Annotated in this window: 21 protein-coding genes and 5 pseudogenes; 19 read left to right on the top strand and 7 right to left on the bottom strand. The window is 70.1% G+C overall.

Annotation, left to right across the window (positions count from 1 at the left end):
- The first annotated feature begins 187 nt into the window (after window positions 1-187).
- From ACQEXA_RS54545 to ACQEXA_RS54485, 13 genes and pseudogenes are all read left to right on the top strand, one after another.
- Entirely contained in the window at window positions 188-1,561 is a 1,374-nt protein-coding gene (locus ACQEXA_RS54545) for a M20/M25/M40 family metallo-hydrolase (RefSeq protein WP_433133850.1), read from the top strand.
- A gap of 345 nt (window positions 1,562-1,906) precedes the next feature.
- Window positions 1,907-2,296 (top strand): annotated as a pseudogene (locus ACQEXA_RS54540) (ABC transporter substrate-binding protein); the annotation flags it as partial.
- A 116-nt stretch (window positions 2,297-2,412) separates the two neighbouring features.
- Window positions 2,413-3,750: an ABC transporter substrate-binding protein gene (locus ACQEXA_RS54535; protein WP_433133848.1), complete on the top strand. Its 1,338-nt coding sequence runs from the start codon at window positions 2,413-2,415 to the stop codon at window positions 3,748-3,750.
- A 3-nt stretch (window positions 3,751-3,753) separates the two neighbouring features.
- Complete coding sequence (locus ACQEXA_RS54530; protein ID WP_433133846.1) at window positions 3,754-4,812, top strand: ABC transporter permease; 1,059 nt, start codon at window positions 3,754-3,756, stop codon at window positions 4,810-4,812.
- Entirely contained in the window at window positions 4,809-5,774 is a 966-nt protein-coding gene (locus ACQEXA_RS54525) for an ABC transporter permease (protein WP_432921230.1), read from the top strand. Before ACQEXA_RS54530 ends, ACQEXA_RS54525 begins: the two co-directional genes overlap by 4 nt.
- 5 nt (window positions 5,775-5,779) lie before the next feature.
- Window positions 5,780-6,820: an ABC transporter ATP-binding protein gene (locus ACQEXA_RS54520; RefSeq protein WP_432921233.1), complete on the top strand. Its 1,041-nt coding sequence runs from the start codon at window positions 5,780-5,782 to the stop codon at window positions 6,818-6,820.
- Window positions 6,817-7,845, top strand: coding sequence for an ABC transporter ATP-binding protein (locus tag ACQEXA_RS54515; RefSeq protein ID WP_432921236.1), 1,029 nt, complete (start codon window positions 6,817-6,819; stop codon window positions 7,843-7,845). Before ACQEXA_RS54520 ends, ACQEXA_RS54515 begins: the two co-directional genes overlap by 4 nt.
- A complete protein-coding gene (locus ACQEXA_RS54510; RefSeq protein WP_432921239.1) occupies window positions 7,842-8,696 on the top strand; it encodes a hypothetical protein in 855 nt (284 codons plus the stop codon). The genes ACQEXA_RS54515 and ACQEXA_RS54510 overlap by 4 nt, the downstream gene beginning before the upstream one ends.
- 30 nt (window positions 8,697-8,726) lie before the next feature.
- On the top strand, window positions 8,727-9,881 hold the full coding sequence (menC, locus tag ACQEXA_RS54505) for an o-succinylbenzoate synthase (protein ID WP_433133844.1): 1,155 nt from the start codon (window positions 8,727-8,729) through the stop codon (window positions 9,879-9,881).
- Window positions 9,878-10,717 (top strand): M55 family metallopeptidase, encoded by an 840-nt coding sequence (locus ACQEXA_RS54500; protein ID WP_432921245.1) that lies wholly within the window; start codon window positions 9,878-9,880, stop codon window positions 10,715-10,717. Before menC ends, ACQEXA_RS54500 begins: the two co-directional genes overlap by 4 nt.
- Window positions 10,710-11,879, top strand: coding sequence for a M20/M25/M40 family metallo-hydrolase (locus ACQEXA_RS54495; protein ID WP_432921248.1), 1,170 nt, complete (start codon window positions 10,710-10,712; stop codon window positions 11,877-11,879). The genes ACQEXA_RS54500 and ACQEXA_RS54495 overlap by 8 nt, the downstream gene beginning before the upstream one ends.
- A gap of 105 nt (window positions 11,880-11,984) precedes the next feature.
- A complete protein-coding gene (locus ACQEXA_RS54490; protein WP_433133842.1) occupies window positions 11,985-12,914 on the top strand; it encodes a S66 peptidase family protein in 930 nt (309 codons plus the stop codon).
- A gap of 460 nt (window positions 12,915-13,374) precedes the next feature.
- Window positions 13,375-13,926, top strand: a pseudogene (locus ACQEXA_RS54485) (site-2 protease family protein); the annotation flags it as partial.
- A 375-nt stretch (window positions 13,927-14,301) separates the two neighbouring features.
- Here the strand turns inward: ACQEXA_RS54485 and ACQEXA_RS54480 are convergent.
- Window positions 14,302-15,008: pseudogene (locus ACQEXA_RS54480) on the bottom strand (phosphorothioated DNA-binding restriction endonuclease); the annotation flags it as partial.
- Window positions 15,009-15,351: 343 nt separating this feature from the next.
- Here ACQEXA_RS54480 and ACQEXA_RS54475 point away from each other — a divergent pair.
- Together ACQEXA_RS54475 and ACQEXA_RS54470 are read left to right on the top strand one after the other, a co-directional pair.
- Window positions 15,352-15,993, top strand: coding sequence for a hypothetical protein (locus tag ACQEXA_RS54475; protein WP_433133840.1), 642 nt, complete (start codon window positions 15,352-15,354; stop codon window positions 15,991-15,993).
- A 423-nt stretch (window positions 15,994-16,416) separates the two neighbouring features.
- Window positions 16,417-16,705 (top strand): annotated as a pseudogene (locus tag ACQEXA_RS54470) (RNA-guided endonuclease TnpB family protein); the annotation flags it as partial.
- Window positions 16,706-16,745: 40 nt separating this feature from the next.
- Here ACQEXA_RS54470 and ACQEXA_RS54465 read toward each other — a convergent pair.
- Window positions 16,746-17,972 (bottom strand): hypothetical protein, encoded by a 1,227-nt coding sequence (locus ACQEXA_RS54465; protein ID WP_433133838.1) that lies wholly within the window; start codon window positions 17,970-17,972, stop codon window positions 16,746-16,748.
- A gap of 51 nt (window positions 17,973-18,023) precedes the next feature.
- Window positions 18,024-18,335, bottom strand: coding sequence for a hypothetical protein (locus ACQEXA_RS54460; RefSeq protein WP_433133836.1), 312 nt, complete (start codon window positions 18,333-18,335; stop codon window positions 18,024-18,026).
- Window positions 18,336-18,430: 95 nt separating this feature from the next.
- On the opposite strand from ACQEXA_RS54460, the pseudogene ACQEXA_RS54455 reads away from it, so the two are divergent.
- Window positions 18,431-18,514: pseudogene (locus ACQEXA_RS54455) on the top strand (IS6 family transposase); the annotation flags it as partial.
- On the opposite strand, the gene ACQEXA_RS54450 reads toward ACQEXA_RS54455, so the two are convergent.
- Window positions 18,513-18,647, bottom strand: a complete 135-nt coding sequence (locus ACQEXA_RS54450; RefSeq protein WP_432921272.1) for a hypothetical protein — start codon at window positions 18,645-18,647, stop codon at window positions 18,513-18,515. The pseudogene ACQEXA_RS54455 and the gene ACQEXA_RS54450 overlap by 2 nt on opposite strands.
- 246 nt (window positions 18,648-18,893) lie before the next feature.
- On the opposite strand from ACQEXA_RS54450, the gene ACQEXA_RS54445 reads away from it, so the two are divergent.
- Window positions 18,894-19,409 carry a VOC family protein gene (locus tag ACQEXA_RS54445; protein ID WP_432921275.1) on the top strand — a complete coding sequence of 172 codons (516 nt, stop codon included), beginning with the start codon at window positions 18,894-18,896 and terminating at the stop codon, window positions 19,407-19,409.
- A 413-nt stretch (window positions 19,410-19,822) separates the two neighbouring features.
- Here the strand turns inward: ACQEXA_RS54445 and ACQEXA_RS54440 are convergent, their stop codons facing one another.
- Window positions 19,823-21,811, bottom strand: a complete 1,989-nt coding sequence (locus tag ACQEXA_RS54440; protein ID WP_433133834.1) for a transposase — start codon at window positions 21,809-21,811, stop codon at window positions 19,823-19,825.
- A gap of 335 nt (window positions 21,812-22,146) precedes the next feature.
- On the opposite strand from ACQEXA_RS54440, the gene ACQEXA_RS54435 reads away from it, so the two are divergent.
- On the top strand, window positions 22,147-22,287 hold the full coding sequence (locus tag ACQEXA_RS54435; RefSeq protein WP_433133832.1) for a hypothetical protein: 141 nt from the start codon (window positions 22,147-22,149) through the stop codon (window positions 22,285-22,287).
- Window positions 22,288-22,988: 701 nt separating this feature from the next.
- Here the strand turns inward: ACQEXA_RS54435 and ACQEXA_RS54430 are convergent.
- Both ACQEXA_RS54430 and ACQEXA_RS54425 read right to left on the bottom strand, forming a co-directional pair.
- Window positions 22,989-23,255, bottom strand: coding sequence for a hypothetical protein (locus ACQEXA_RS54430; RefSeq protein WP_433133830.1), 267 nt, complete (start codon window positions 23,253-23,255; stop codon window positions 22,989-22,991).
- 478 nt (window positions 23,256-23,733) lie between these two features.
- Window positions 23,734-23,940, bottom strand: coding sequence for a DUF6417 family protein (locus ACQEXA_RS54425; protein ID WP_432921284.1), 207 nt, complete (start codon window positions 23,938-23,940; stop codon window positions 23,734-23,736).
- Window positions 23,941-24,129: 189 nt separating this feature from the next.
- Here ACQEXA_RS54425 and ACQEXA_RS54420 point away from each other — a divergent pair, with 189 nt between their 5' ends.
- Entirely contained in the window at window positions 24,130-24,267 is a 138-nt protein-coding gene (locus tag ACQEXA_RS54420) for a hypothetical protein (RefSeq protein ID WP_432921287.1), read from the top strand.
- Window positions 24,268-24,734 lie beyond the last annotated feature (467 nt).

The raw sequence follows: 24,734 nt of genomic DNA, 5'->3' as shown, positions 1-24,734 counted from the left end.
GACACCCGTAGCTCCTCCTGCTTCCCCCGGCGACGGCGCCCACCCGCACGGTGGCCGTCCCCGTGCCCTGTCCTCGTCCCCCGTCCCAACCATTCCCCCGCCTCCGCGAGTCCGTCTCGCGGAGCCATCGGCGGCAGAGGGTTCGCCCTCGGTCCCTGTCGCCGGGAAGGCACCTGGTCCCCTCCGCATGAACGATCCCTCTCACTGTCAGGGCAGCGTCGCTCTCTCCTCCGCCGAGGACGCCGCCCTGACCTCCGAAGTCACCGAGCTGTGCGCCCGGTTGATCCGTTTCGACACCAGCAACTACGGCGCAGGCGACTCCCGCGGTGAGCGGGAGGCGGCCGAGTGGACCGCCGAACTGCTCTCCGACTCCGGTTACGAGCCGGTCGTGCTGGAGTCGGCACCGCGACGGGCCAGCACGGTGGTGCGTATCCCCGGCGAGGACCGCGACGCCCCCGCCCTGCTGGTCCACGGCCATCTGGACGTGGTCCCGGCCGAGCCCGCCGACTGGAGCTTCGACCCGTTCTGCGGGGAGATCCGCGACGGGGCCGTCCTCGGGCGCGGGGCGCTGGACATGAAGGACATGGACGCGATGATGCTGGCGGTCGCCCGCTGGTGGGCGCGCCGGGGCGTGCGTCCGCCGCGCGATGTCGTGATGGCGTTCGTCGCCGACGAGGAGGACACGGGCGAACTGGGTGCGGGTTTCCTCGTCGAGAGGCATCCCGGCCTCTTCGAGGGGGTGGCCACCGCGATCGGCGAGTCCGGGGGTTACTCGGTCCACCTGCCCGACGCGAGCAGGCTCTACCCGATCGCCGTCGGCGAGCGCGGCAGCGCCTGGATGGACCTGACCGCGCGCGGTGCCGCGGGCCACGGCTCCCGTCCCGGTCCTGACAACGCTGTCGCCACCCTGGCGGCGACGCTCGCGGCGCTCGCCGCGCACCGCTGGCCGGTCAGGATCGTGCCTGCGGTGGCCGCCCTGCTGGAGGGGCTCTCGGCCCACCTGGGCGTCACGGTCGACCCGGCCGATCCCGCGTCGCTGGCGCAGCTCGGCGAGGCGGCGAAGCTGGTCGAGGCCACCGTCGCCAACACGCTCAACCCGACGATCCTGAAGGCGGGTTACAAGCACAACGTCATCCCGAGCGAGGCGACGGCAGGTGTGGACGGCCGTATCCTGCCTGGCGCGGAGGAGGACTTCTTCGCGACCGTGGACGCGCTGCTCGGCGAGAAGGTCTCCCGTTCCTTCCACAGCTTCGCCGCCCCGGTCTTCGCCGACCACGAGTCCCGTGAGTTCGCGGCGATGGCGGCGGCGTTGCGCAGGGCCGACCCGCAGGCACTGGTACTGCCGTTCATCATGTCCGGCGGCACCGACGCCAAGGCGTTCGCCCGGCTCGGCATCCAGTGCTACGGCTTCGGCCCCGGCCTGACCCCGCCCGGCTTCGACGCCTGGCGGTACGTGCACGGCGTCGACGAGCAGGTCCTGGTGAGCAGCCTGGAGTTCGGGGTGCGGGTGCTGGAGGACTTCCTGCGCACCGACCCTCTCGCCCCTGGCACGGACCGGTGACCGGGCCCCGTACCGCCTGAACCGGCCGGCCACATCGCCACCACGACCGCCCTCCCCCGAACGACCTTGCCACGTCCGTAGCCGCCGCCCTCCTTCCCTCGGACAACCATCGCCACGTCCGCGACGCCCCACCTGCCTCAGACGACCTTCACCACCAGCACGTCCGCACCGACTCGGAAGGCACACCCCGCACGCAGCACCGCACTGCGCCGCACCAATAGATGCATCACGCATCGATTGGCCCCACCGCACGGCCCGCACCCGGGTCCGCAGCGCAGCGGCGCTCGTATCTCCCTCCCGTCCCTTCGCGGCCCCGGCCGCCGGCACCTCTTGGAGAAGTTCACGATGACCACGTCCACCCCCGTGCGCAGAACCGGCCGCAAGGCCGCCGCGCTGGCCGCCTCCCTGCTGATCGGCACCGCCGCGGGCCTCGTCGCCGCGCCGACCGCCTCGGCCGACGACGGCGGCAAGACGCTGCGGATGCCGATCACGGGCATCGGCATCGACTCCCTCAACCCGTTCCTCGCCTACTTCGCGGGTAGCCTGGACGTGTTCTCGGGCATCTACCCCGCCCTGGACACGGTGGAGCAGGACGGCACCGTCAAGCCGTACCTCGCCGACTCCTGGACGACGTCCAGCGACAAGCTCACCTGGACCTTCAAAATCCACAAGGGTCTGAAGTGGAGCGACGGCAAGCCGATCACGGCCGAGGACGCCGCCTGGACGTTCAACCTGATCATGACGAACTCCACCGCGGCCACCGCCAACGGCTCGCTGGTGAGCAACTTCGCCTCCGTCAGTGCACCGACGACACCACGCTGGTCGTCAAGACCAAGAAGCCGCAGGCCACGATGCTTTCGGTCAGCATCCCGGTGTCAGGCATCCCGATCGTGCCGAAGCACATATGGGAATCGCACGTCAAGGATCTCAAGAACTACAAGAACGACAGCTTCCCGATCGTCGGGTACGGCCCGTGGACGCTGACGGACTACAAGCCCGAGCAGTACGCCAAGTTCGACGCGAACAAGGACTTCCTGCTGGGCGCGCCCAAGTACGACCACATGATCCAGCAGGCGTTCAAGAACACGGACGCCGCCGTGGCCGCCCTGCGTTCGGGCCAGCTCGACTACGTCAGCGGCCTCAACCCCACCCAGTACCAGGCGCTCAAGGGCCAGTCCGGCATCAAGGCGTACGAGCAGGTCGGCAACCGCTGGAACGGCATCGAGGTCAACGGCGGCGCCCGCACCCGTGACGGCAAGAAGATCGGTACCGGCCACCCGGCGCTCGGCGATGTCAAGGTCCGTGAGGCGCTGGCGCTCGCCATCGACCGGCCGACGATCGTGAAGAAGGTCCGCGACGGCCTGGCGCAGGTCGGCGCCAGCTACCTGCCGCCATCGCTGCCGCAGTACGCGTGGCAGCCCTCCGACTCGGAGAAGTTCGACTACGACCCGGCCAAGGCCAACTCCGTGCTGGACCAGGCGGGTTACAAGAAGGGCTCCGACGGGATCCGGGTCGACCCGAAGTCCAAGCGCAAGCTGGAGTTCCGCCTCGGCATCCACTCCGACGACGACTCGGACGCCAAGGTCTCCACGTACCTCTCGGGCTGGTTCAAGCAGATCGGCGTCAAGGTCGACATCCAGTCGATGAGCTCCGCCAAGCTCAACGCCGACCTGGCCAAGGGCGACTGGGACATCCTGATGGACTCCTGGTCGACCGGGCCGGACCCGACGTACCTGCTGGGCATCCAGACCTGCGCGGCGCTGCCCGACAGCAAGGGCGAGGGCGGCAGCACCGACTCCTTCTTCTGCGACAAGAACTACGACGACCTGTTCCTGCGGCAGCAGAGCGCCTTCGACGTCAAGGAGCGCTCCGGTCTGCTCCGGCAGATGCAGGCGATCCTGTACAAGGCCAACGAGAACATCATGATCTACAACGCCAACGGCCTCGCCGCGTACCGCAGCGACCGGGTGAGTGGCATCGTGAGCGGCAAGGCTGACTCCACCGGGGACTTCCCCGCGCAGGTCTCCTTCGACCAGTACCTGAACGCGGCCCCGGCGAAGGCCTCGTCCTCCTCCTCGGGCGGCAACTCCGGCACGGTGATCGGCGTCTCGGCGGCCGCGGTCGTCGTCCTGGCCGCCGGCGGTGTGTTCCTGGCGCGTCGCCGCTCCTCCTCCGACGACCGCGAGTAGACCGTGGCAGACACCATCGACGTCACGGGCGCCGTCGCGGCGAAGCCCGCCGGCGCCCCGGACGGCGGGCGCCGGAAGGGCTCCGGGTTCGCGCGCTACCTGGTCACGAAGCTGGTGGCCGCGGCGATCAGCTTCCTGGTCACGCTCGTCATCGGGTTCGTGCTGTTCAGTCTGATGCCGGCCGACCCCGTCCAGTCCATCACCCGCGGCCGTCCCACCAGCGACGCGCAGATGGCCCAGCTGCGCCATCAGCTCGGCCTCGACCAGTCGGTGCCGGAACGCTTCTTCCATTTCGTGACCGACACCCTGACCGGGCACCTCGGCACCTCCTGGGAGTTCCAGCAACCGGTCAGCTCGCTCATCGGCGACCGGCTGTGGCCGACCCTGCTGCTGATGGGCACCGCCACCGTGATCTCGGTCCTGCTCGGGCTCTGGCTGGGCGTCAGGTCCGGCTGGCGGCACGGCAGTTGGCTGGACCGCATCGCCACCGGCGCCTCGCTGACGCTGTGGTCGGTGCCGACCTTCTGGCTCGGCATGATCCTGCTGATCACCTTCAGCGTGGGCATCGGCCCGTTCCCCGGCTTCCTGCCGGCGGGCGGCATGAGCGACCCGGCGATCACCGGTGGCCTGGACCACGTCGTCGACGTGGCCAAGCACCTGGTCCTGCCCTGCCTGACCATGGTCCTGGTGGTCTTCGCCCAGTACGTGGCCGTCATGCGTTCCTCGATCATCGACGAGCTGGGCAGCCCCTATCTGCTCACCGCACGGGCCAAGGGGCTGCGCGACGACGACGTACGGCGCAAGCACGCCGTGCCCAACGCCCTGCTGCCCTCGGTCACGATGATCTTCATGCACCTGGGCACGGTGCTCGGCGGTGCCATCACCGTGCTGACCGTCTACTCCTGGCCGGGCCTGGGGCAGCTCAGCTACCAAGCTCTGAAGGTGCCCGATCTGCCGCTGCTGCAGGGCACGTTCATCGTCTTCAGCGCATCGGTGATCCTCATGAACCTCCTTGCTGACGTGATCTACCGCTTCCTCGACCCCCGGGTGCGTGCCCAGTGACCAACCACGAACCCCTCACCCAGGCGGACCCGCCGGTCGCCGTCCCACCGCCGGCGGGCGCCGAACCCGCGCCGCCGGTCGCACCGGTCGCGGCGAAGCCGCGCCGCAACGGATTCACCGGCTTCGTACGCTCCTTCGTGCGCATCCGCTCCGGCGTGGCGGGCCTCGGCATCCTGGTCGTGTTCGGCCTGCTCGCCCTGTGCGCGCCGCTGTTCATCTCCGACAACGACCTCGACGTCATCAAGGTGGACGGCCCCTCGCTGCACTCCCCCACCGACGGCTACCCGCTCGGCACCGACCAGGAGGGGCGCTCCATCCTGCTGCTGGTCATCTGGGGAGCCCGCTCCTCGCTGTCCATCGGTCTGATGGCGACCCTGCTGACGGTGGTGCTCGGCAGCGCCGTCGGCCTGGTCGCCGGGCACTACGGCGGCTGGATCGGCAAGGCGCTGATGCACCTCACCGACTGGTTCATCGCGCTGCCTAGCCTGCCCCTTGCCATCTCGCTGTCGGCGGTGATCGGGCAGGGAACCGCCTCCATCACCATCGCCATCGCGGTCACCAGTTGGTCGTCCACGGCCCGGCTGGTGCGGGCGCAGACCCTCGCCGTGGAGGCCAAGCCGTTCATCGAGCGGGCCAGGGCGCTGGGCGCGGGCGGGCCGCAGGTGATGCTGCGGCACGTCCTGCCGAACGTCACCCCGCTGATCCTGGTCTCCTCGACGCTGACCGTGGCCTCGGCGATCCTGTCCGAGGCGACCCTGACCTTCCTCGGTCTGGGCGACCCGACCGGCATCTCCTGGGGCGCGATGCTGAACTCGGCGCTGAGCGGCGGCGCCGTCACCTCCGGCGCCTGGTGGTACCTGTACCCGCCGGGCATCGCCATCCTGATCGTCGTCCTCGGCTTCACCCTGACCGGCCGCGCCGTGGAGACCATTCTCAACCCGAGGTCGGTGAAGACACGTTGAACGCGATGCTGGAGGTCAGGGACCTCAAGGTCACCTATCGCGGCGGCGGGCGCACGGTGCCCGCCGTGCGCGGGGTGAACCTCACGCTGGACGCCGGACAGACGCTCGGCCTGGCTGGCGAGTCCGGCTCGGGCAAGTCCACCCTGGCGATGAGCCTGCTGCGGCTGCTGCCGTCCGCCGCCGAGGTCACCGGCCAGGTGCTGTACCAGGGCGAGGACCTGCTCACCGCCAAGTGGAGCCGGATGCGCGCGGTGCGCTGGGCGGAGGCCTCCGTGGTCTTCCAGGGCGCGATGACCGCCCTCAACCCGGTGCACACCATCGGCGACCAGCTGATCGAGCCGATCCTGTTGCACGGCCGCAGGGCCGGCGAGGAGGGCGGCCGGATCACCGACAAGCAGGCCCGCGCCCGCGCGGCCGAGCTGCTGGAGTCGGTGGGCGTCCCGGCGCGGCGGATGCGCAGCTATCCGCACGAGTTCTCCGGCGGGCAGCGCCAGCGCATCATGATCGCGATGGCGCTGGCATGCCGCCCCAACCTGATCATCGCGGACGAGCCCACCACGGCGCTGGACGTGATGGTGCAGGCCCAGATTCTGGACCTGCTCACGGACCTGGTGCGCGACGAGGGCATCGGCGTCATCATGATCAGCCACGATCTGTCCGTCCTCGGCCAGATGTGCGACCGGCTCGCGGTGATGTACGCCGGCGAGCTGGTGGAGTCCGGGCCTTCCCGGCAGCTCCTGGACGACCCCAAGCACCCGTACACCCAGGCGCTGTCCCGCGCCTTCCCCACCATCGGCGACCCCGCCTCCCGCAGGGCGCCGGCCGGGCTGCCCGGCGACCCTCCCGACCCTGCCGCGCTGGGCGCGGACTGCCCCTTCGCGGCCCGCTGCCCGGACGTGCACGAGGTCTGCGACAGCACCCCCGTGAAGCTGTGGCCGGCCGGTCCCGGACGGCAGTCGGCGTGCCTGCGGGTACTGCCCGATTTCCCGAACGTCTCCACGGCCCCGGACGCGCCCGAACCGTACGCTGAAGGAGCCCGCTCATGACCGTCACTACCACCGGCGCGAGCACCGGACCTGCCGCGGCCACGGCGCCCGCGCTGGAGGTCCGCGACCTGCACATCACCTACCCGCCCCGGGCTGGCCGCGGCCCCGCCCGGGCGGTGGACGGCGTCGACCTCCAGCTGGGCCGCGGCGAGATCCTCGCCCTGATCGGCGAATCCGGCTGCGGCAAGTCCACCCTGGCGCGCGCCCTGACCGGGCTGGTCAAGCCCACGTCCGGCGAGGTGCTGTGCGACGGCGTGCCGCTGCGCTACATGAGCGCTGCGCTGAAGGCGCACCGCCGCAAGGTCCAGTTCGTCCTCCAGGACCCCGGCGGCGCCCTGAACCCGCGGCAGAACGTGTTCGACGCGGTCGCCGAGGGTCCCCGGCTGCACCGGATGAAGGACGGCCTCGAACAGCGCGTGCACTCCGCCCTGTCCAAGGCCGGGCTGCGCCCTCCGGAGCAGTTCCTCTCGCGCTTCCCGCACGAGATGTCCGGCGGTCAGCAGCAGCGCGTGGTGATCGCGGGCGCGCTGGCGCTGGAGCCCTCGGTGATCGTCGCCGACGAACCGGTTGCCTCGCTGGACGCCTCCGTACGCGGCGAGATCCTCAAGCTCGTCCTCGACCTGCGCCGCGACCTCGGCCTGTCCTCCTTGGTGGTCAGTCACGACCTGGGGTTGGCTTGGAACATCGCCGACCGGGTGGCGGTGATGTACCTGGGCCGGATCGTCGAGGTGGGCACCGTGGAGGAGGTCCTTCTCGCGCCGAAGCATCCGTACACCAAGGCACTGCTGTCGGTGGTGTCCACGGAGGGCGGCCGCGGTGAGCGGCCCCAGCTGCTGCAGGGCGAGCCGCCGGACCCGACGGCCGTCCCCGAGGGCTGCCGCTTCCATCCGCGCTGCCCGCTGTGGGCCGGCCTCGACGCGGCCGGCCGCGCGGAGGCGGGCTGCGACCGGCGGACGCTGCCGGTCCTCACGGCGCAGGCTCCGACGGGCGGCCAGGCCGCGTGTCACCTCGCGAGCGTATCGTGAACTCGACGGCGACACCGAGGTCCACGGCCGGTACCCGGCAGGGTCCGCCGCTGGTCGTACGCGACGTGGACGGCCCGCTGGAGATGGCCGACTGCATCGCGCTGTACGAGCGGGTCATGGGGTTGCGCCCCGGCGACGGCAGCCTCAACGCGCGCCTGCTGACCGCCCTGCAGGACAACAGCGGCCTGGTCGTCGGCGCCTATCTCGGCGAGGCGCTGGTGGGTTTCACCTACAGCTTCCTCGCCCGCGAGCGGGGCGCGGACGGGCCAGTCCCGCGCCTGTACCAGTACTCGCAGCTGGCCGTGGTGGCGCACGAGCGCCAGGGCCTCGGCATCGGACGGCTGCTCAAACTCGGCCAGCGCGACCGCTGCCTCGCGGAGGGCACGACGCTGATCCGCTGGGCGTACGACCCGATGCAGACCCGCAACGCCCACTTCAACCTGGACGTACTCGGCGCGGTGGTGGACGCCTTCAAGCCCGCGATGTACGGCACCTCGGGCTTCGGCGCCGCCACCGGCGAGTCCACCGACCGCTTCATCGTCTCCTGGCACCTGGGCACCCCGGCACGGCCCGCCGCGCCCGCTCCCAGTCCTCCGCCGGGCGGCTGGAGCGTCGGCCAGGTCCACGACGACCGCGACGACCGGATCGTGGTCCTGCCCGACGACTGGCACCGGCTGCGCGCCGAGGCCGGCCCGGAGCACGCCGCCCGGCTGCGCGGCCGCCTCACCCACACCTTCGCCCGACTGCTCGCCGACCGCACGGCCGTCTCCTGCGTACGGCTGCCGGACGGGCTCGCCGCGTACCGCTTCACCCCCCGTGCCGCCGCACCCGGCACGGCCCCTCGCCCCTGACCGGGGCCCCGCACGGTAGGACGACCCCACATGACCGTCACCCTTGCCGAGATCGAGCTGGCGCTGGTCCGGCTCGACCTCGTCCACTCCTTCGAGACCAGTTCGCACCGCAAGTCGTACCTGGAGCACATCGTCGTCCGCGCGACCGCCGAGGACGGCAGCGTCGGCTGGGGCGAGTGCGCCTCACCCACCGACCCCTACTACTGCGGCGAGTCCACCTGGAGCTGCTGGCAGGTGCTGGGCGAGTACCTCGCCCCGATGCTGCTCGGCCGACCCTGGGACCACCCCCACGACGCGGCCCGGCTCACCGCCAAGGTCAGCGGCAACCACTTCGCCCGCGCCGGCCTCGACATGGCCTGCTGGGACCTGTACGGACAGCGCCGGGGCGAACCCCTGGCCAACCTGCTCGGCGCCGACGCCGACGCGGTGCCCGCCGGGGTCAGCCTCGGCATCGAGCCGACGATCGACGCCCTGCTGGCGCAGGTCTCCCGGCACATCGCCGACGGCTACCGCCGCATCAAGCTGAAGATCCGCCCCGGCTGGGACCTCGAACCGGTCCGCGCCGTCCAGGACGCCTTCCCCGGCATCGCCCTCCAGGTCGACGCCAACACCGCCTACCGGCCCGAACAGGAGGCGGTGCTGGCAGAGTTGGACGGGCGCGGCCTGCTGATGATCGAGCAGCCGTACGCCGCCTCCGACCTGCTCTCCCACGCCCGGCTCGCCGCCCGGCTGGACACCCTGGTCTGCCTGGACGAGTCGATCACCACCCCGGACATGCTGCGCACGGCGCTGTACCTGGGCGCGGCCGACATCGTCAACATCAAGGTGTCCCGGCTCGGCGGGCTCGGCCCGTCCAAGACGGCGCACGACCTGTGCCTGGACGCCGGAGTGCCGGTGTGGTGCGGCGGGATGCACGAGTTCGGCATCGGCAGGGCCGCCAACCTGGCGCTCGCCGGACTGCCCGGCTTCACCCTGCCCTCGGACGTCTCCGGCTCCGACAAGTACTACCGGCGGGACATCGTCACGCCGCCGATCCGCGCCGTGGACGGCATGGTCGCCGTGCCCCGCTCCCGGCCCGGCATCGGCCTCGACGTGGACCTCGACCAGCTGAGCCGGCACACCATGCGCACCTGGACCATCCGTCCCCGCGCCCATCTCACCACCCCTGAGGAGAAGGCAGCATGAAGGTCCTGATCTCCGCCGACATGGAGGGCGTCACCGGCGTCACCTTCCCCGACGACTGCGAGCCCGGTCACGCCCGTTGGGAGTACAACCGGCAGTTCCTCACCGCCGACGTCAACGCCGCGATCGCCGGTTTCGCCGCCGCCGGCGCCACCGAGATCCTCGTCAACGAGGCCCACGCCGACCAGCGCAACCTGCTCCTGGACCGGCTCGACAAAAGGGCCACGCTGCTGATCGGCACGCACAAGCCGCTCGGCATGATGGAGGGCATCGACCGCTCCCCCGACGCGGTCGCCTTCGTCGGCTACCACACCGGCGCCGGCCAGCCCGGCGTCCTCGCCCACACCTATCTGCCCAACACCATCACCGCGGTGCGGATCAACGGCGAGCCGGCCTCCGAGGGTCGGATGAACGCACTGCTCGCCGACGAGTACGGCGTCCCGGTGGTCCTGGTCACCGGCGACGACCTGTGCTGCGAGGACGCCCGCGGCTGGGCTCCGCACGCCGCCCACGCCGTGGTCAAGACCTGCGTGGACCGCTACTCCGCGATCTGCCTGCCGCCCGACGTGAGCGCCGCCCGCATCACCGAGGCCGCCCGCGAAGGCCTCACGGCTCTGCCCGCCTCCACCCGGCCGGCGGCCCCGCCCGCCGAGGGCTACACCTACGAGGTGTCCTTCGACGCCGCCCACCTGGCGCCCGCCGCGAGCTACATCCCCGGCGTCGTCCAGACCGACCCGCTGACTGTGCGGTTCACGCTCCCGACGATGTACGAGGCAATCCGCTGCTTCCGCGCCCTGACCCGTGTCGTCACCTCGGCCGTGGAGAACTGCTATGGCTGAGCCCGCCCAACTCCTCGCCCTGGCCCGCACGTTCGGCGACACGGTGCTGGAACGCTGGGAATGCCTGGTCGCGTTGGAGACCCCGTCCGGCGACGCAGACCGTGCGGCCGTGTTCGGCAAGGAACTCGCCGCCGGCCTCGCCGCCACCGCCGACCGCGTCGAGCAGCCGCCGGGACCGGGCGGCGACCACCTGGTGGCCTACTGGGACGGCCGCGAGACGGAGGGCGACGCGGGAGACGGCCCGTCGGCGGGGCACACGCTGCTCGTGGCCCACAGCGACACCGTCTTCCCGGCCGGGACGGTCGCCCGGCGCCCGTTCACGCTCGCCGAGGACGGGGACACGGTCACCGGGCCCGGGGTCTTCGACATGAAGGGCTCTCTGGTCGCCGTCGAACTGGCCATAGACCTGCTGTCCCATACGGGCGCCACGCCCCGGCGCCCGGTACGCCTCGTGGTGGTCAACGACGAGGAGATCGGCAGCCCCGACGGCAGCCGCCTGGTGGCCCGGCACGCCCAGGGCGCCCACGCAGTCCTCGGCCTCGAACCGCCACTGCCCGGCGGCGCATTGAAGATCGGCCGACGCGGCGTGGCCCGGGTACGGCTTAGCGTGCGCGGGGTCAGCGCCCACGCCGGCCTCGACGCCGCGCTCGGCGTCTCCGCCATCGACGAACTCGTGGACCAGCTCGCCGGGCTGCGGGCGACGGCCGCTTCCCTCCCCGACGCCGCGCTGAACGTCGGCACGATCAGCGGCGGCACCCGCGCCAACGTCGTAGCGGACCACGCCGAGGCGGAGATCGGCCTGCGCTATGCCACCGCCGAGACCGAACGGGCCCTGCTGTCCGCCCTGTTGGAGCCGACGCCAGTGCGGGAGCGGGCCGCCCTGTCCGCCGAAACGCTGTCCCACCGCCCGGCCTGGGCGATGGACCCGGCCAACCCCCTGGCGGCCGAACTGACCACGCTCGCCGCCGCCTTGGGCCTGGATCTGCCCCTCGGTTCCTCCGGCGGCGCCGGCGACACCAACCTCACCGGCGCGCTCGGCATCCCGACGGTCGACGGCCTGGGCCCTGCGGGCGCCGGCGCCCACGGCGAGGACGAACACGCCTCGCTGGCCTCCCTGTTGGAGCGGGCGGCGCTCCTGGCCGCCTTCCTGGACACCCACTGACGCCGCACCCACCCCTTCCCGCGAACGGTGCCCCCGGCGCTCCACGCCCCGCACCGAACGCGGACCAAAACATCCGCACCTCCACCCCTCTCCCCAAGGAGCCCCATGCCCACCCTGCCGCCCGAGGGGCTCGTCCGGCCCTCCGCACCCAAGCCGGGTGACCGTGTCGCCGTCATCGCCGCCAGCGGGCCGCCCAACCAGGAGAACCTGGAGGTCGGCCTGGAATCGCTGCGCGGACTCGGCCTCCAGCCCGAAGTGTTCGCCTCCACGCGGGCGGGCGGCGAGTACCTCGCCGGTGACGACGCGCTGCGCGCCCGCGACCTGACCGCCGCGCTCACCGACCCGGCGTTCACGGCCGTCTTCTGCGCGGCCGGCGGCTACGGCGCCCAGCGCACCCTGGAACTGGTCGACTGGGACGCCGTCGGCACGCCCACCCCGCGCACCGTCATCGGCTTCTCCGACGTGACGGCGCTGCTGGAGGCGGTGGCGGTGAAGCTGGGCTGGACGGGGCTGTTCGGGCCGATGCCCGCCATCCGCGGTTTCCGTCCGGGCCGGGCCGACTTCGACGGGCTCGCCGCGCTGCTCAACGACCCGGCGTCCGTCAAGGAACTGCGCTTCCCCGACTCCCGCCCCTTGGTCGGCGGCACGGCGGAGGGTGTCACGCTGGGCGGCACGGTCACCCTGCTCGCCTGCTCCCTGGGCACCGACACCTCGCTGCCCGCGCGCGGCGGCATCGTCCTGCTGGAGGACGTGGACGAGGAGACGTTCCGGCTCGACCGGTTCCTCACCCAACTGCGCCGCGCCGGTTACTTCGACGGCGCGGCCGGCATCGTCTGCGGCACCTTCACGGACTGCGGCACGCGCAAGCAGGTCGAGGAACTGCTGCACGACCGGCTCGGCGACCTCAGCATCCCGGTCCTGACCGGCGCGGACATCGGCCACGGCGTGCCGCAGCAGACCTTCCCCATCGGTACCCGGGCCCGGCTCGACACGGACGCGGGCATACTCACGTTCCTGAATCCCGTACTCGCCTAAACCACAGCGGGAGGCCCGGCTCCGTTCTTGCGGCCTTGTGGCCGTCCGGGGCCGAGCCGGCGATCGATCTCCGCTCTGGCCCGGACGGCAAGGCAGCTGACCGCGCAGGCCGGGCAGCGCATCAGCGAGGGCGCGCAGCGCGATCTAGAAGCGACGCTGCACACGGTGATGGCAGACCCGGCTGCGGGCCAGGAGTGGATGCAGGGCCGGCTGACCAGGCCGCTGGACAAACCCGCCTGATGCCCCTGTCCGTCGCGGAGATCCGCCTGATCGGACTGTTCCTTCGCACACAACACCTCACGCCGACGCACCATCTGCATTGGTCATGGTGGAGACGGCTCAGTCAGACACGCGCTCGCCGCAGCCACTACAAACGCTGAGGTCAGACCCCTAACTGTGATTGCAGTATTAGGAACCGCAAGGGACGGGACGGCACGCACGCTGCTGGACTCGCGGCCGGGTGTGCCGCCCGGGCACGCCCCGGAACGCCGCCGTGCCCACCTGGGCAAAGCCCGCATCGAGGAGCAGGCCCGAACGAGCGTTGGGAGGTTCTGCGTACTACACGCTGGGCGCCTTCGCCGATACGGCGCTCGATGACGCTGTGTGGCAAGGACACCTTCGCTATGGAGACGGCCTGCCAGAAGCCGTCCGAGCACCCTGGGGCGCTTTGGTACCCCGCAGAGTACGCGTCCGTGGTCTGCCCCGACTGCGATGCCGTGATCACGACCTGACGGTCGTGACCGACTGCCCCGCCGTCGATGCGTCGCCCGAGGGGATCGCTGATCTGCTCGGCGGGGCTGCGATAGGGGGCTCCGCCGCGGTGGACGCGACACTCCGCTGGCGGGTACCGGTTGCCGTGCTGGGCTGGCTGGGCGGCACGCACCTGCTGCTGGGCGTCTTCAACCTGCTGCCCGCCGCGCCACTGGACGGGGGCCGGGTGCTGCAGGCCGTGGTGTGGTGGCGTACGCGGGACCGCGAACGGGCCCAACGGGCGGCCGGACGCAGCGGACAGGTCCTCGGCATCATGCTGGCCCTCATGGGATGGGTGGCATTCTTCAGGGGTGTGTCGGGCGGATTGTGGCTGGTGGTCATCGGCCTGTTCGTGACGAGCACCGCCGCAGCCGAACGACGGTGGGCCCAACTGTCCACGGCCTTGCGCGGCGTACGGGTGACGGAGGCGATGACCAGTCCGGTAGTCGCCGGCCCCGACTGGCTGACCGTGGACCGCTTCCTGTCCGAGGTGGCCGCCCAGGCAGGGCATGCGGTGCTGCCGTTGCTGGACTTCGAGGGCCGGCCCAGCGGTGTCGTACGGCTTAACCGACTGGCCGCCGTGCCGTCCCGGCAGCGGCAGTCGCTGCGTGTACGGCACGTGGCAACCCCCCTGTCGCAGTGCACACAACGCCAGCCCGTTGCTCACCTCGTCCGGGCCGTCTTGGCTGCGCCAGCGCACGTGGGCGGCCCCCACACCCACCGGATTGCGGCCGATGGCGCCATCGAACCCGCAAAACGCGCACGCGTAGGCGTAGGCGTGCAGGACGTCCTCGACGAAACCCGGCCGCCATGTCCGCTGCACTCTCTGCCCCGGGACGGAGATCGCATGCTCATCCCAGCTGGTCACGTCGAGGCCGACGGCGTCGCAGATGGGTGCTTCCAGAACGGGTGTGAAGTGCTGCTGCAGCAGGAGCCTGGCCGCCGCGGCCACGGTGCCGGGCTGGGCCAGCAACCCCTCCACCTGCGAGTGCAGACGGCCGTGGGCGCCATGGGCGCGCAGCCACGCGCCCCGGTCCGGGTCGCTCGCGTGTATCGGCCGGCCGGCGCTGTCGCGTAGGTCCCACAGGGTGCCTCCCAGGTGCACGAAGGGCATCGCGGCACGCTGCCTCGCCAGCGACGGACTCGCCATCGCCGGACCGAAGCCGTTGATCAAACGGCTGACCGGGTCCTCGGCTTCGCCATACGCGACCGCGGTACTCCCCGACGCGACGAACCGGCCCAGCAGCCACAACACCTACAACGGCTTGTGAGGCGCGCGGACCGCTCCGATCCGCGCCTGCCGCAGCCCCGCAAGGGAGCTCAACAATACTCGTCCCGCGTCATCACGACGGCCACCCTGCCATGCCCTCAAGATCGCGCTCGCCGCGGGCTGTGTGCACGCAACAGGACGTGCGCATAGGCCTGGTGTCACAAGGGCGGTTCGCCACTCCAGCCGCCGGTTGAGTGCTTCACACCGCCCGGCTGTGAATCTCAGCTCGAGCAAAAGACATCATTCGAGAGAAACAACAGACTCCACACGCTTTACTATCTCTATGCCGGGCTACGTGCAGCAGTTAATGTCGCTGCCCCATATGCCGGCCCGAGAACACAGAGCGCTTGGCTCCGTACGTCTGCGCTCACCAACCTGGCACAACCGGCCAGGACACCGAAGGAAAGGTTCACCACCATGTCGCAAAGCACGAGCGCTGTTACGGGGCTGACGTCGCAGTACGCCGCCCAGGTGACCGGCGACCTGGAACGCAACGTCAAGGAGCAGGACCGCGTCAGCGCGGAGATTGCGGGATTGCAGGAGCAGTTGGCTGCTCTGCAGTCCGACCATTTGGTGCTGGCCAATGTGCAGCAGGCGCTGGGTATTTCATCGGCCCCCATTCCGCCTGCGGCCGCCCCGGACAGCACCACGGTGCCTGCTCCTCGCACAAAGGCCGCTGCTGACACCGGTGCGGGCAAGCGGACGCGAGCCAAGAAGGCGGACACCGCCGCGCCCAGCCGCACCACGGCCAAGAAGCCCGCGGGCAAGGCCGCTGCCGTGAAGACGGCCCAGCTCACGCTGGTCGAACTCGTCCGTCGCCACCTCACCGGACACAGCGAACCGCGCTCCGCGGCCGACGTGACCACGGCACTGGCCACGGCCCACCCCGAGCGTGGCATCAAGGCCACCGTCGTGCGCACCACCCTCGAGGGCCTCGTCGCCAAGAACCAGGCCCGCCGCGCCAAGCAGGGCGCCTCCGTCTACTACACGGCCCCCAACGCAGCCGAGCAGACGGCCACCCTCGACCCGGAGCAGACGCAGTCCAAGCAAGCCGAGTAAGAACCGCCAGGCGGCGGGCTGTCGCGGCAGACGGCCCGGCTGCCTGCCGCATCACGCTACGCAACGCGCGCCTGCAGCTCGACAGTGCTGTCCTGGGCGCCAAATCGCCGGTGAGGTACAACGCCCAGACCGTCTTCGGCGGTCAGCGGCGTTGGACCATGCAAGCACCGAGGGCGTTGGCCCGACGGGTTCTTCACCTGATTCTGGCGAGGATGCCCCGGCGTTCACGCTGGGGAGGAATCGCCTCCTGATGTCGCGACGCGGGGCGTCGCCGTATCTACTCTCTGCCGGGCGCGGAACGCCCCTCACGGCCGCCCGGCGGAGCCGGACAATGCGAACAACCGCCCCACGGGTTGCCAGGTTGTGCTGATGGTTGGGTGAACTAGGGTCGTGTGTACAGCAGTCGTACTACCGCCTGGTTTTGTGAGACTGGTGGTGCAGGTGAAGTTGCTGCCGACGCCGGAACAGGCCTCGGCGCTCGAGGCGACCCTGCAACCGGGCCGCCACCCATGCCTCGCAGGTTGCCTTCGCCAAGGAATTGAAGGACCACAATGGCCTGCAGAAAGCGGTGTATGCGGATCTGAAGGCGACGTTCGCGCTGTCCGCGCAGCCGGTGGTGCGGGTCGTGAAGAAGGTCGTCGACGCCTACGCCACGCTCAAGACCAACCTGCGGGCGGGCAACCTGGGCCCGCCCACCTCGAAGCGGTACCGCTTCGGCCTCACCCGCTGCACCGACCGGTGTTGCGCCGCAGTCACGGCCGCGTGAACGGTGACCGTCGACGGCCGGCGGCAAGCGCACTGAGGCGGTCGCCGATGACGGAAACACCAGGGCGGGACTCGTTCGCGTAATACCAGGGCTTACGTCGGCGCAGCAGCGCCTCGCCGTGCTCGCACCAGGTGAATCCGGGCTTGCGCAGCAGCTTTCGGAACACCGTGTCGACTGTCTCCGGGTGAGCGGCAGCCAGCCGGCGGATCGGCAGCGGCCCGATCGACTCCTCGCGCAGGTACGTGCGCAGCAGGTCCTGGTACTGCCTGCGGCCCCCGAGCGCCGGGTCCGCGAAGAGGTCTTGGAGCATTCCGTAGTCCGCGTAGAAGTTGAGCCCGTCGACTTGGTCGTAGATGACACCGATGGTGTCCGAGCCCGCCAGTTCCGGCGGCAACTCGAAGAAGGGCAGGTCCAGGCCGGGCAGTCGCCTGCCCCGGGCGCGGTCGGGCTGTTTGGCGACGGCGGCCTCTTGGCGGTGGCGGTAGTAGGCGTTGAGGAGATCTTCGGCTTCGGCAGGCGGAAGGGTCAGTTCGTCGCCGCCGCAGAACTCGACGAACGCGGTCCGGTCCTTCCGCATCGCCTGCCACCCCTGCTCGACCTTCTGGGGGTTGCGGAAGACCAGTTCGGGTCGGCTGGTGGCCAGTTGGAGAGCGGCCTGGGCGATCTCGGTCGCGCTGGACTTGGGGTAGCTCGACATCGCCCCGGACACCAGCCACGCCCCGCCGGCCGAGTGAACCGGTACCAGGCAGGTGTGAAGGAAGCTCCCCTTGGACACTCCTCGGAACGCCGCCCGCCCGACATTCGAGTACGTGCGGTACTCCAGGTCGTCGACCAGGTTCAGCAGGACGACGGCATCCTTTTCCTTGCGCTGGATCTCGAAGATGCCCTCGACCGGGTCGCGCCAGCCGAGCAGCATCTCCCGGTCGAGGGCGGTCAAGTCCTTGCGCCCGGTGACGAACCGGTCCACCACGGTCGAACCGTCCGGCAGGCGGTAGCGCAGGATGAAGTGGTCGACGATCCGGATCGCCTCGCCCTCGTCCAGCTGCCGCTCAGGCCCTGCGGCCTGAAGCAGGAGGGGCGTCAACCACCGGTCGAAGCGGGCGCTCTGTCCGAAGGCGACCAGCTGCCCTTTCAACTCGGCGCTGCGCTCGATGAGGTCGGTCAGCGACCGTTCGCCGACTTCCCTGTGCGTGCCCTGTTCAGCATCAGCCATGTTCAGCCCTTCCACACAAGCCGGTTCCGCGTGGGTGCGAGGTGCCCGGCCTCAACCGGCCCAGTGACGGTACGCCTCGATCCACTGCGCACCCTCCGGCGCCGGGCTGGGCAACGGCAGATCCAGGATTCCGATCGACTGCCGCATGCGGCCGCCAGAGCACAGGGCGACGATCCTTCCGTCCGGCGTGAGGTCGACGCCGCCCACGGTCACCTCGACGCCGAGAACCACCGTGGTGAAGGGCAGGTCGAGATGCTCCTCAAGCATGGTGAACAGACCGGTCAGCTGCTCGCCCTCGTTGTAGGCGTCGACAGTCGCCTCTTCGATCATGGCCTCGAGCTCGGCCGTGTCCAATGCGCTCATGGAGCAACATTAACGAACTGGTCGCGGTGCTTCGGGCCGAAGGCGGCGGTGAAGGCGTCAGTCCAGATACCCATACGCAGGGATGCAGCAGCGCATCCCACCAGCCGACCAGGCAGCGCGAACGCGCGATGAAGGGGTTCCGCTCACCGGGAGCCACGCAAAGGTTCCTGTCCGCGTTCAGACGACCACGCACCCGTCAACGTGACAGCACCTCTCGGCCCGCTTCGCCCGCGAGACCCATCTCCCCAGGGTCGTCTCATTGACCCCCAGGTCCTTCGCGACCTCGGGGACCGGCTTCCTGGTCTCCGTCACGATGCGTACCGCCCCTCACGAAACTCCGCCGTGAACTTGCGACGCTTCTCCGCCATGACAACCAACTTCCCCTGCCGTCACGGACTCCACGCTACGAGGGGAACCTCACGACCTGTTTAGTTGACGGTGCAAGCACATTGCATATACTTGACACGTCAAGGATGCGGCCGAGTATGCGTCGCCTTCACCATGAGTGCCAGCCAGCCCGGTCACGGCAGCCTGGAAGACAGCGAGAGGATTTCAACTATGCCCGAACCGCAAGGTGAAGAGCTGCAGGCCATACGGCGTCGCCAGGATGAGCTGAAGGCGCGGTATCTGGTCGATGTCGCGGAACGACCCAAGACCTCGTCCCGAGGAATTCATCACGCTGCGTTCATCTGTCGAGACGTGGAGGAGACGATCCTCTTCTACCGGGACGTTATGGGCTTCCCGCTCGTGGACCTGGTCGAAAATCGCGATTACCCGGGGTCCACGCACTTCTTCTTGGACATCGGAAACGGCAATATGCTCGCTTTCTTTGACTTCCCGGGTCATCCCCACCCCGAGTACGCAGAGACCATCGGCGGAGGTCACCACGTGGCACTGTCGGTCACCGATGAGACTTTCGCCGACATCAGGACTCGTCTCCGCGAACGTGACATCCCGTTCATGGAGATAGAGGGAGGGGTAGCGCCGAACCTGTTCGTGGCCGACCCCAACGGTCTCAGGCTGGAACTCAACGGGGAGTCTCTCGGATACGCGGCGGGCACGTACCTGTTGTGATGCCGTGCTCGCCCACCTGCTGATCACCGCAGGCCAGGAGCCGTTCGGGAGAGGGAGCAGCAGACTTCGCCGGGATGACAGCTGGCGCCTTCATGGACGGCAGACCCCTTCGACCGAGTGCTTCAAGAGTGATACGTCCTTACAAACGATCAGCGTCGCCGTGGCCGTTCCAGCCCCACAGGTCTCCCCTACCACCTAAGGGCTCGCAGAAGAACAACACGCGGATTCCGGTTCTGGGGCCGATCGTTGTGGTAGGCCTTGGCGACCAGGAAAGAGGCGACGTCAGCCGTCGCCGTAAAGCGTGGCCTCCATTGCCGCAGCCAGACGAATCCCGCAGCTCAGCGAGCCGCGTACCACATGACGACGTACTCGAACCGGACATCAGCGCGTTGTTCTTCTGCGAGCCCTAAGAGTCATCCCGTATTGGGATGCCACCCGATCGGTTCCCGCGCAGGGATACCGCCGCGGGCTGCGGTGTTTCCTGTGTGGGCGGCTGTTCCGACGTGGTCCTTGTGCCGCTGATTCGCGGGTCGGGTCTCATTCGGGGTGGGCCGGTGCCGGTCGGGGGTGTTTCGTCGAGCAGAGGTCTGCCGGCCGGGGATTCCCGGACCGTGGGCTGCCGCGTGGGTGCGGCCCCTGCTGGGGCGGCCACCGCGCTGCGGTTGACTCGACAGGGCTTCTTGCAGCCCTGGTGAGAACAAGGTCTGTGTGGTGCGGGCCTGGACGGTGTCCAGGCCCGCAGTGCTGGGATCGTCCGGGTTTTGAACCCGGACGTGCGCGGCGAGTGCGGCGGAGACCATGTCGCGGTCGGCGACCAGGCCGCAGGAGGTGCAGGTGTGCGCCCGGGCGGCGAGGCTTTTCCGCACCTGGGCGCCGCACAGGCAGGTCTGGGACAGCTTCGTGGTGACGGTCGACGCGCGCAGCAGGCGGCCGCTGGTCTTCTCGCATTCTTTGCCGATCGCGGCGATGAGCCGGCCAGGTGTGGTGGCTTGCAGGGCGCGGCCCCACAGCCGGTACCAGGTGCGGATGTCGCAGTCCTCGACGGTCAGGTTGGCGCCATGATCGGCAACGATCCGCTCAGCGATTCGCCGTGCGCGGTGGTCTTTCGCGGCGGCCGCAGTGGCCGCGGCCTCGGCGAGCTTCGCCCGGTCAAGGCGGTAGCCGGCCGAGAGGGTGTCCCTGCGGTTTGCCTGTTTGGGTACTCCGGCCTTGTTCGCCGCCCGCGCGCCGCCCGGAACGTGAACGTGCCGTTCCGGGAGTCCGGCGGTCTTGCGTCGTGCGGCTCGGGCCTGCCGGCGTTTCGAGGGCGCGTACTGGCCTGGGTTGGTGGCGCGGCGGGACCGGTCGAGGGCACGTTTGCGGCCCCGTTCCTTGCGACGGGCCTTTTCGAGTGCGGCCCTCTCGGCGTCGGTGAGCTCGACCCTGGTCGAGTGCACCTGTCCGTCTGCGGGGTCGAAGGTGTCTGGGAAGGAGACGACGGACAGGTTGGAGACGTTGCCGTCGATCCCACCGACCCGGTTCAGGTCGGCTGCGGCAGCCCGCCGGGCCCGGGTAGCTGGGGACGCGTATCCGCTGGTGAGGACCATCAGGTGCGCCTCGTATGCCCACCCACCAGGAGACGAGGCGTCTCGGCGGCGGACCAGGTCCACCTTGTGCCACGTCGTCGGATTGTTCAAGAAGTGCACCAGCCGCGGCCAGCGGCCGGCACCGGAAGGCAGCCGCACGGGCAGGACGAGGTCGCCGCGCTGGGAGTCGGCGCCGCCGGTGAACACCAGGGCGAGCGGGCCGGTGTGGTCCCACCAGGTCGCAGCCCGGGTTTTTGGTTTTCCCTTCGCGCTGACGTCGCCGGTCTCCACTCGGCGGGGCCTGGTGGGTTGGGGCATGCGCCGCGGCTGCGCGAGAACACTCGTGGTCGGCGCCAGCCCGGCCGCCTGCTCCGGGGTGGTGATGGCCTGGTCGAGGTCCCGGTGCCGGTAGGCGTCCAGATGCCCGGCAAGGGTGCCGTGCAGAGGGAACGTCTCCCACTTCCGGGCCGTGGTGTGCGAGCGGGCACGGCCGGGGATGCGGGTGTAGTCCCACCAGGTGCCGGTCCTCGGCCGCCCGAACCGGCGACCGGACTCATCGGGGAACAGGTGCCGACTGACGCCTTCCCACACCTCGTCGGCCTGATGCATCACCAGAGCTTTGGTGACGTGCCGGCCCAGATGCCGGGAGCGTTCCATGTGTCGGTACCCGCGGCGTTCCATGCCCTCGCGGGACAGGCCCAGCTCGACACGCCACCCTTTCGCGTCGACATCGCGGCGCACGTCCCCGGCCCAGTACGCGTCGACCGCGGCCCGGGCATCGCGCTGTAGCGCGCGTTTGACCGACCACATCGCCCAGTACAGTTGCTCTACTCGCAACTGGCTGTCGAGCCCTCTCACCTCGAGCGGCAGCCGGATTACCGCGAGATGCCGTGGACTTCCATCGCCGTTGTCGCCCTTGGTCGACCTCGCACGGCCCAGCAAGCCCGGCGCTGAGCGGGCCGGAGCTCGCCCGGTGAATCACCCAGCGATGAACACCCGGCCCAGCCGCTCGTTCGTCTGCACGGGCAGACTCGGGACGGGTGCGCCTCACTCAGTCCACCCCAGGGCGGCACACGCATGCCTGGTGGTAATAGATCTGCCGGCCCGCCTCCCTTGCGCCAGATCGAACTGTGCCTGGTCCGGCGCTCGCCGAGCATCGTCTCGAACGTAAGATGCACGAGACCCGGATGGTGCGCGCGAAGTGGTTTAGTTGGTCGTTCTGGGAACGTGCGGGTCGCGGCGAGGGCGTCACCCTGCGTACGTACACGGATAAATCATCCGCCCAGTTCACAGCCTTGATCACCAGTCTCTGATCGTGCCCGCTGATCGCGTCAGAGCCTTGGCCAGTGCCGGGCATCGACAGCTGGCCCGGTATGGGGAGGCCAGCCACCTCTCCCCCACGAAGCCCACCAACCTCGCGGAACTGGCCATCGCCACTATGCAGACACCTCCACCGCAGGGGCGGCGCAGCCGACGCACAGGATCCACGTCGCCGCAGCCCCACGCCGCAACGCGAAAACCCCACCCCCTTGGCAGGGGACGGGGGTTCGCACACGAGCGCCGGGCAGGCCTTGCACCGGCATCTCCCCGCAGGAAGCGGAACATCTTTTCCCGGACCACCAACGCACAACCGGCACCAGAAGTTGCGGCGGCCTGCTCAAGATCAGTCCTAGCGCATGCCCACCCGTGAGCCCGACACTCGGGCCGAGCCGGGCAGTGCGCAGCGTCACCGTGTCCATGCACACACCCCGCCGCAGGGAAACCGACGCCCATTGCGCAGGCCCCCACCCCCGACCACAAGCCCCACCACGGCAGGTCACAGCACCGCACAGCCCGCCGGGCCGGACCACGCAGCTCCCGGGCGCCTGCGCATCGCGTGCGCAACCGGCCCACGCCATGCCGAGACTGCACACACGCGGTCAGCGATTGCGCATCGCGGCCACGGGCGCCCTCCGCGGTTCAGGGCGCTGACCAGGCATGGCCGCACCTGTGGTCGGGCCGGCCACGGCGACGGTCAGGGGATGTCTCCGCGCCAGTCGAACCGGCTCCGGTCCACCGGTCTCGGGGAGTACAGGGCGCGGCCGCCCGGCCCGTATCGGCCTATCTCCGTATGCAGGGCGACGTCTTCGGCTCGAGCGTGGTCGGGCCAGTCCGTGACGTCCAGGAGCAGACCATCCAGCGGGCCGGCCACCAGCTCCACGTAGGTGCGCCCCTGCCGCGGTCCGGCATCGTCGTGGTCGGCTCCGTAGACACGGCCGCGCAGGAACTCCAGCTCATCCATGACGGACAGCGTCGCAGCCGCCACCGACAGCCTGCGTGACCCACTCGCAAGACGGCCGCTGAACCGGGCTGACGGCGACCACATCGTCGCTGCACACCTCGGCCTCCGTCGTCTGCTGCGGGCCCAAGCCCTCAACCCGGGCCCGCACCACCACGTCGCGGTCACTCACTCAGTCTCACTGGAGCGCTCACACACCAGAGCGTCGCGCGCCGCAACGGCACTCGCGGCCGCACAACCCGGCCCCGGCCACAGAGAATCGTTACATCCCGAAGGGTCACAGGGCTGACCCCCTCGCCCCGTGGGCGAGGCCCCCGTTGGCAGCCGTCTCCGCCTTCGCCCGTATGGGCATCCCTGCGCATCGCGACGGCTTTATCCCTTCCTGAAAAGGGCGGGGAAAGGTTGAGACATCGGAACGCGTCAGGGCCGCACCCGAACCTCGGGTGCGGCCCCCATGTCCAGGTTCATCCGGGCCATGCGGTCAGTTCTCCAAGGGGATGCAGGCGGCGATCCCCCGCGCCAGACGCGCCGCCCCGCGGGACACCAGCCCGCCGGCCTGGGCGACCGCCACCAGCAGACGCAGCAGATCGTGCGCCTCCCCGAGGGAGAGCAGGGTCAGGCGCTTGGTCGTGTGCCCGACCGGCGCGAAGTCGATCTCGTCGAGGTCGAGGTGATCGTAGGCGTCCATGCCTGGGCAACGTGGTCGGCAGCCCCGGCCAGCGCGGGCACCGGTCGGGGCTGAGCGAAGTGTGGTCGTGAAGGGCGGTTCGCCTACGCGGCGAAAGGCTCCATGAGGCTTCAGCCGAACGATCGTCCTCATGGGCAATAGGTGAGGCCCGGGGTCCCGCCCGCTGTGCGCACCGCCTCCAGTGCGCCGGTGACGTTCTCCAGCGACCTGCCCGCCGGCAGCGCCTTCGTCCGCGTGGTCGGGGGTGTGCCGATGCATATCCGGCTCACCGACACCGAGCTGTACGGCGGCGCGTACGCGGCCGAGCCCCAGAACCTGTACCCGTAGGCGCCAGGCCCGGGGAGGGGCGGGAGAAACGGCGCAGCACCACGACCTCATGGCGCAAAGAGATCAGCCCGGCATCTCCGGCCCGGTCGGTACGGGAAGCAGCAGAAGCCGGGCGAAGATCCGGGCAGAGCATGCGCAGTGCCATGCCCGCCGAACGGACCAGGTCCGCCGACCCTCGCAAAGTTCCAGTCCAGTGCCTATACGGGAGTTTCGGCATCCCCCAGGGGCTGGTGTAACCGCAGAGCCTGCGGTGGGTGGATAGGGGGTGGCCCGGTGGCCACGGCAGCGGCGGTTGCGCCTGCCGGCAGGGCCCCGTGCTCAGTATCCCAACGCCTGGCCTGCACACAGGCCACTGTTCTTCAGCCGTTCAAGCTTCTGGTCTGCCGCGCATGTGGGCTGACGGAGTGTCGGCCCCGTTCGGTTCGGCCGTGGGCGGAGCATGGTGGTCACCACCCCGCGGCCAGCCA

The sequence above is a fragment of the Streptomyces sp. CA-106110 genome (genome assembly GCF_050936285.1).
Taxonomy (GTDB): Bacteria; Actinomycetota; Actinomycetes; order Streptomycetales; family Streptomycetaceae; genus Streptomyces.
The sequence above is the reverse complement of the archived record's forward strand: the minus strand, read 5'-3'. Positions and strand labels throughout refer to the sequence as shown.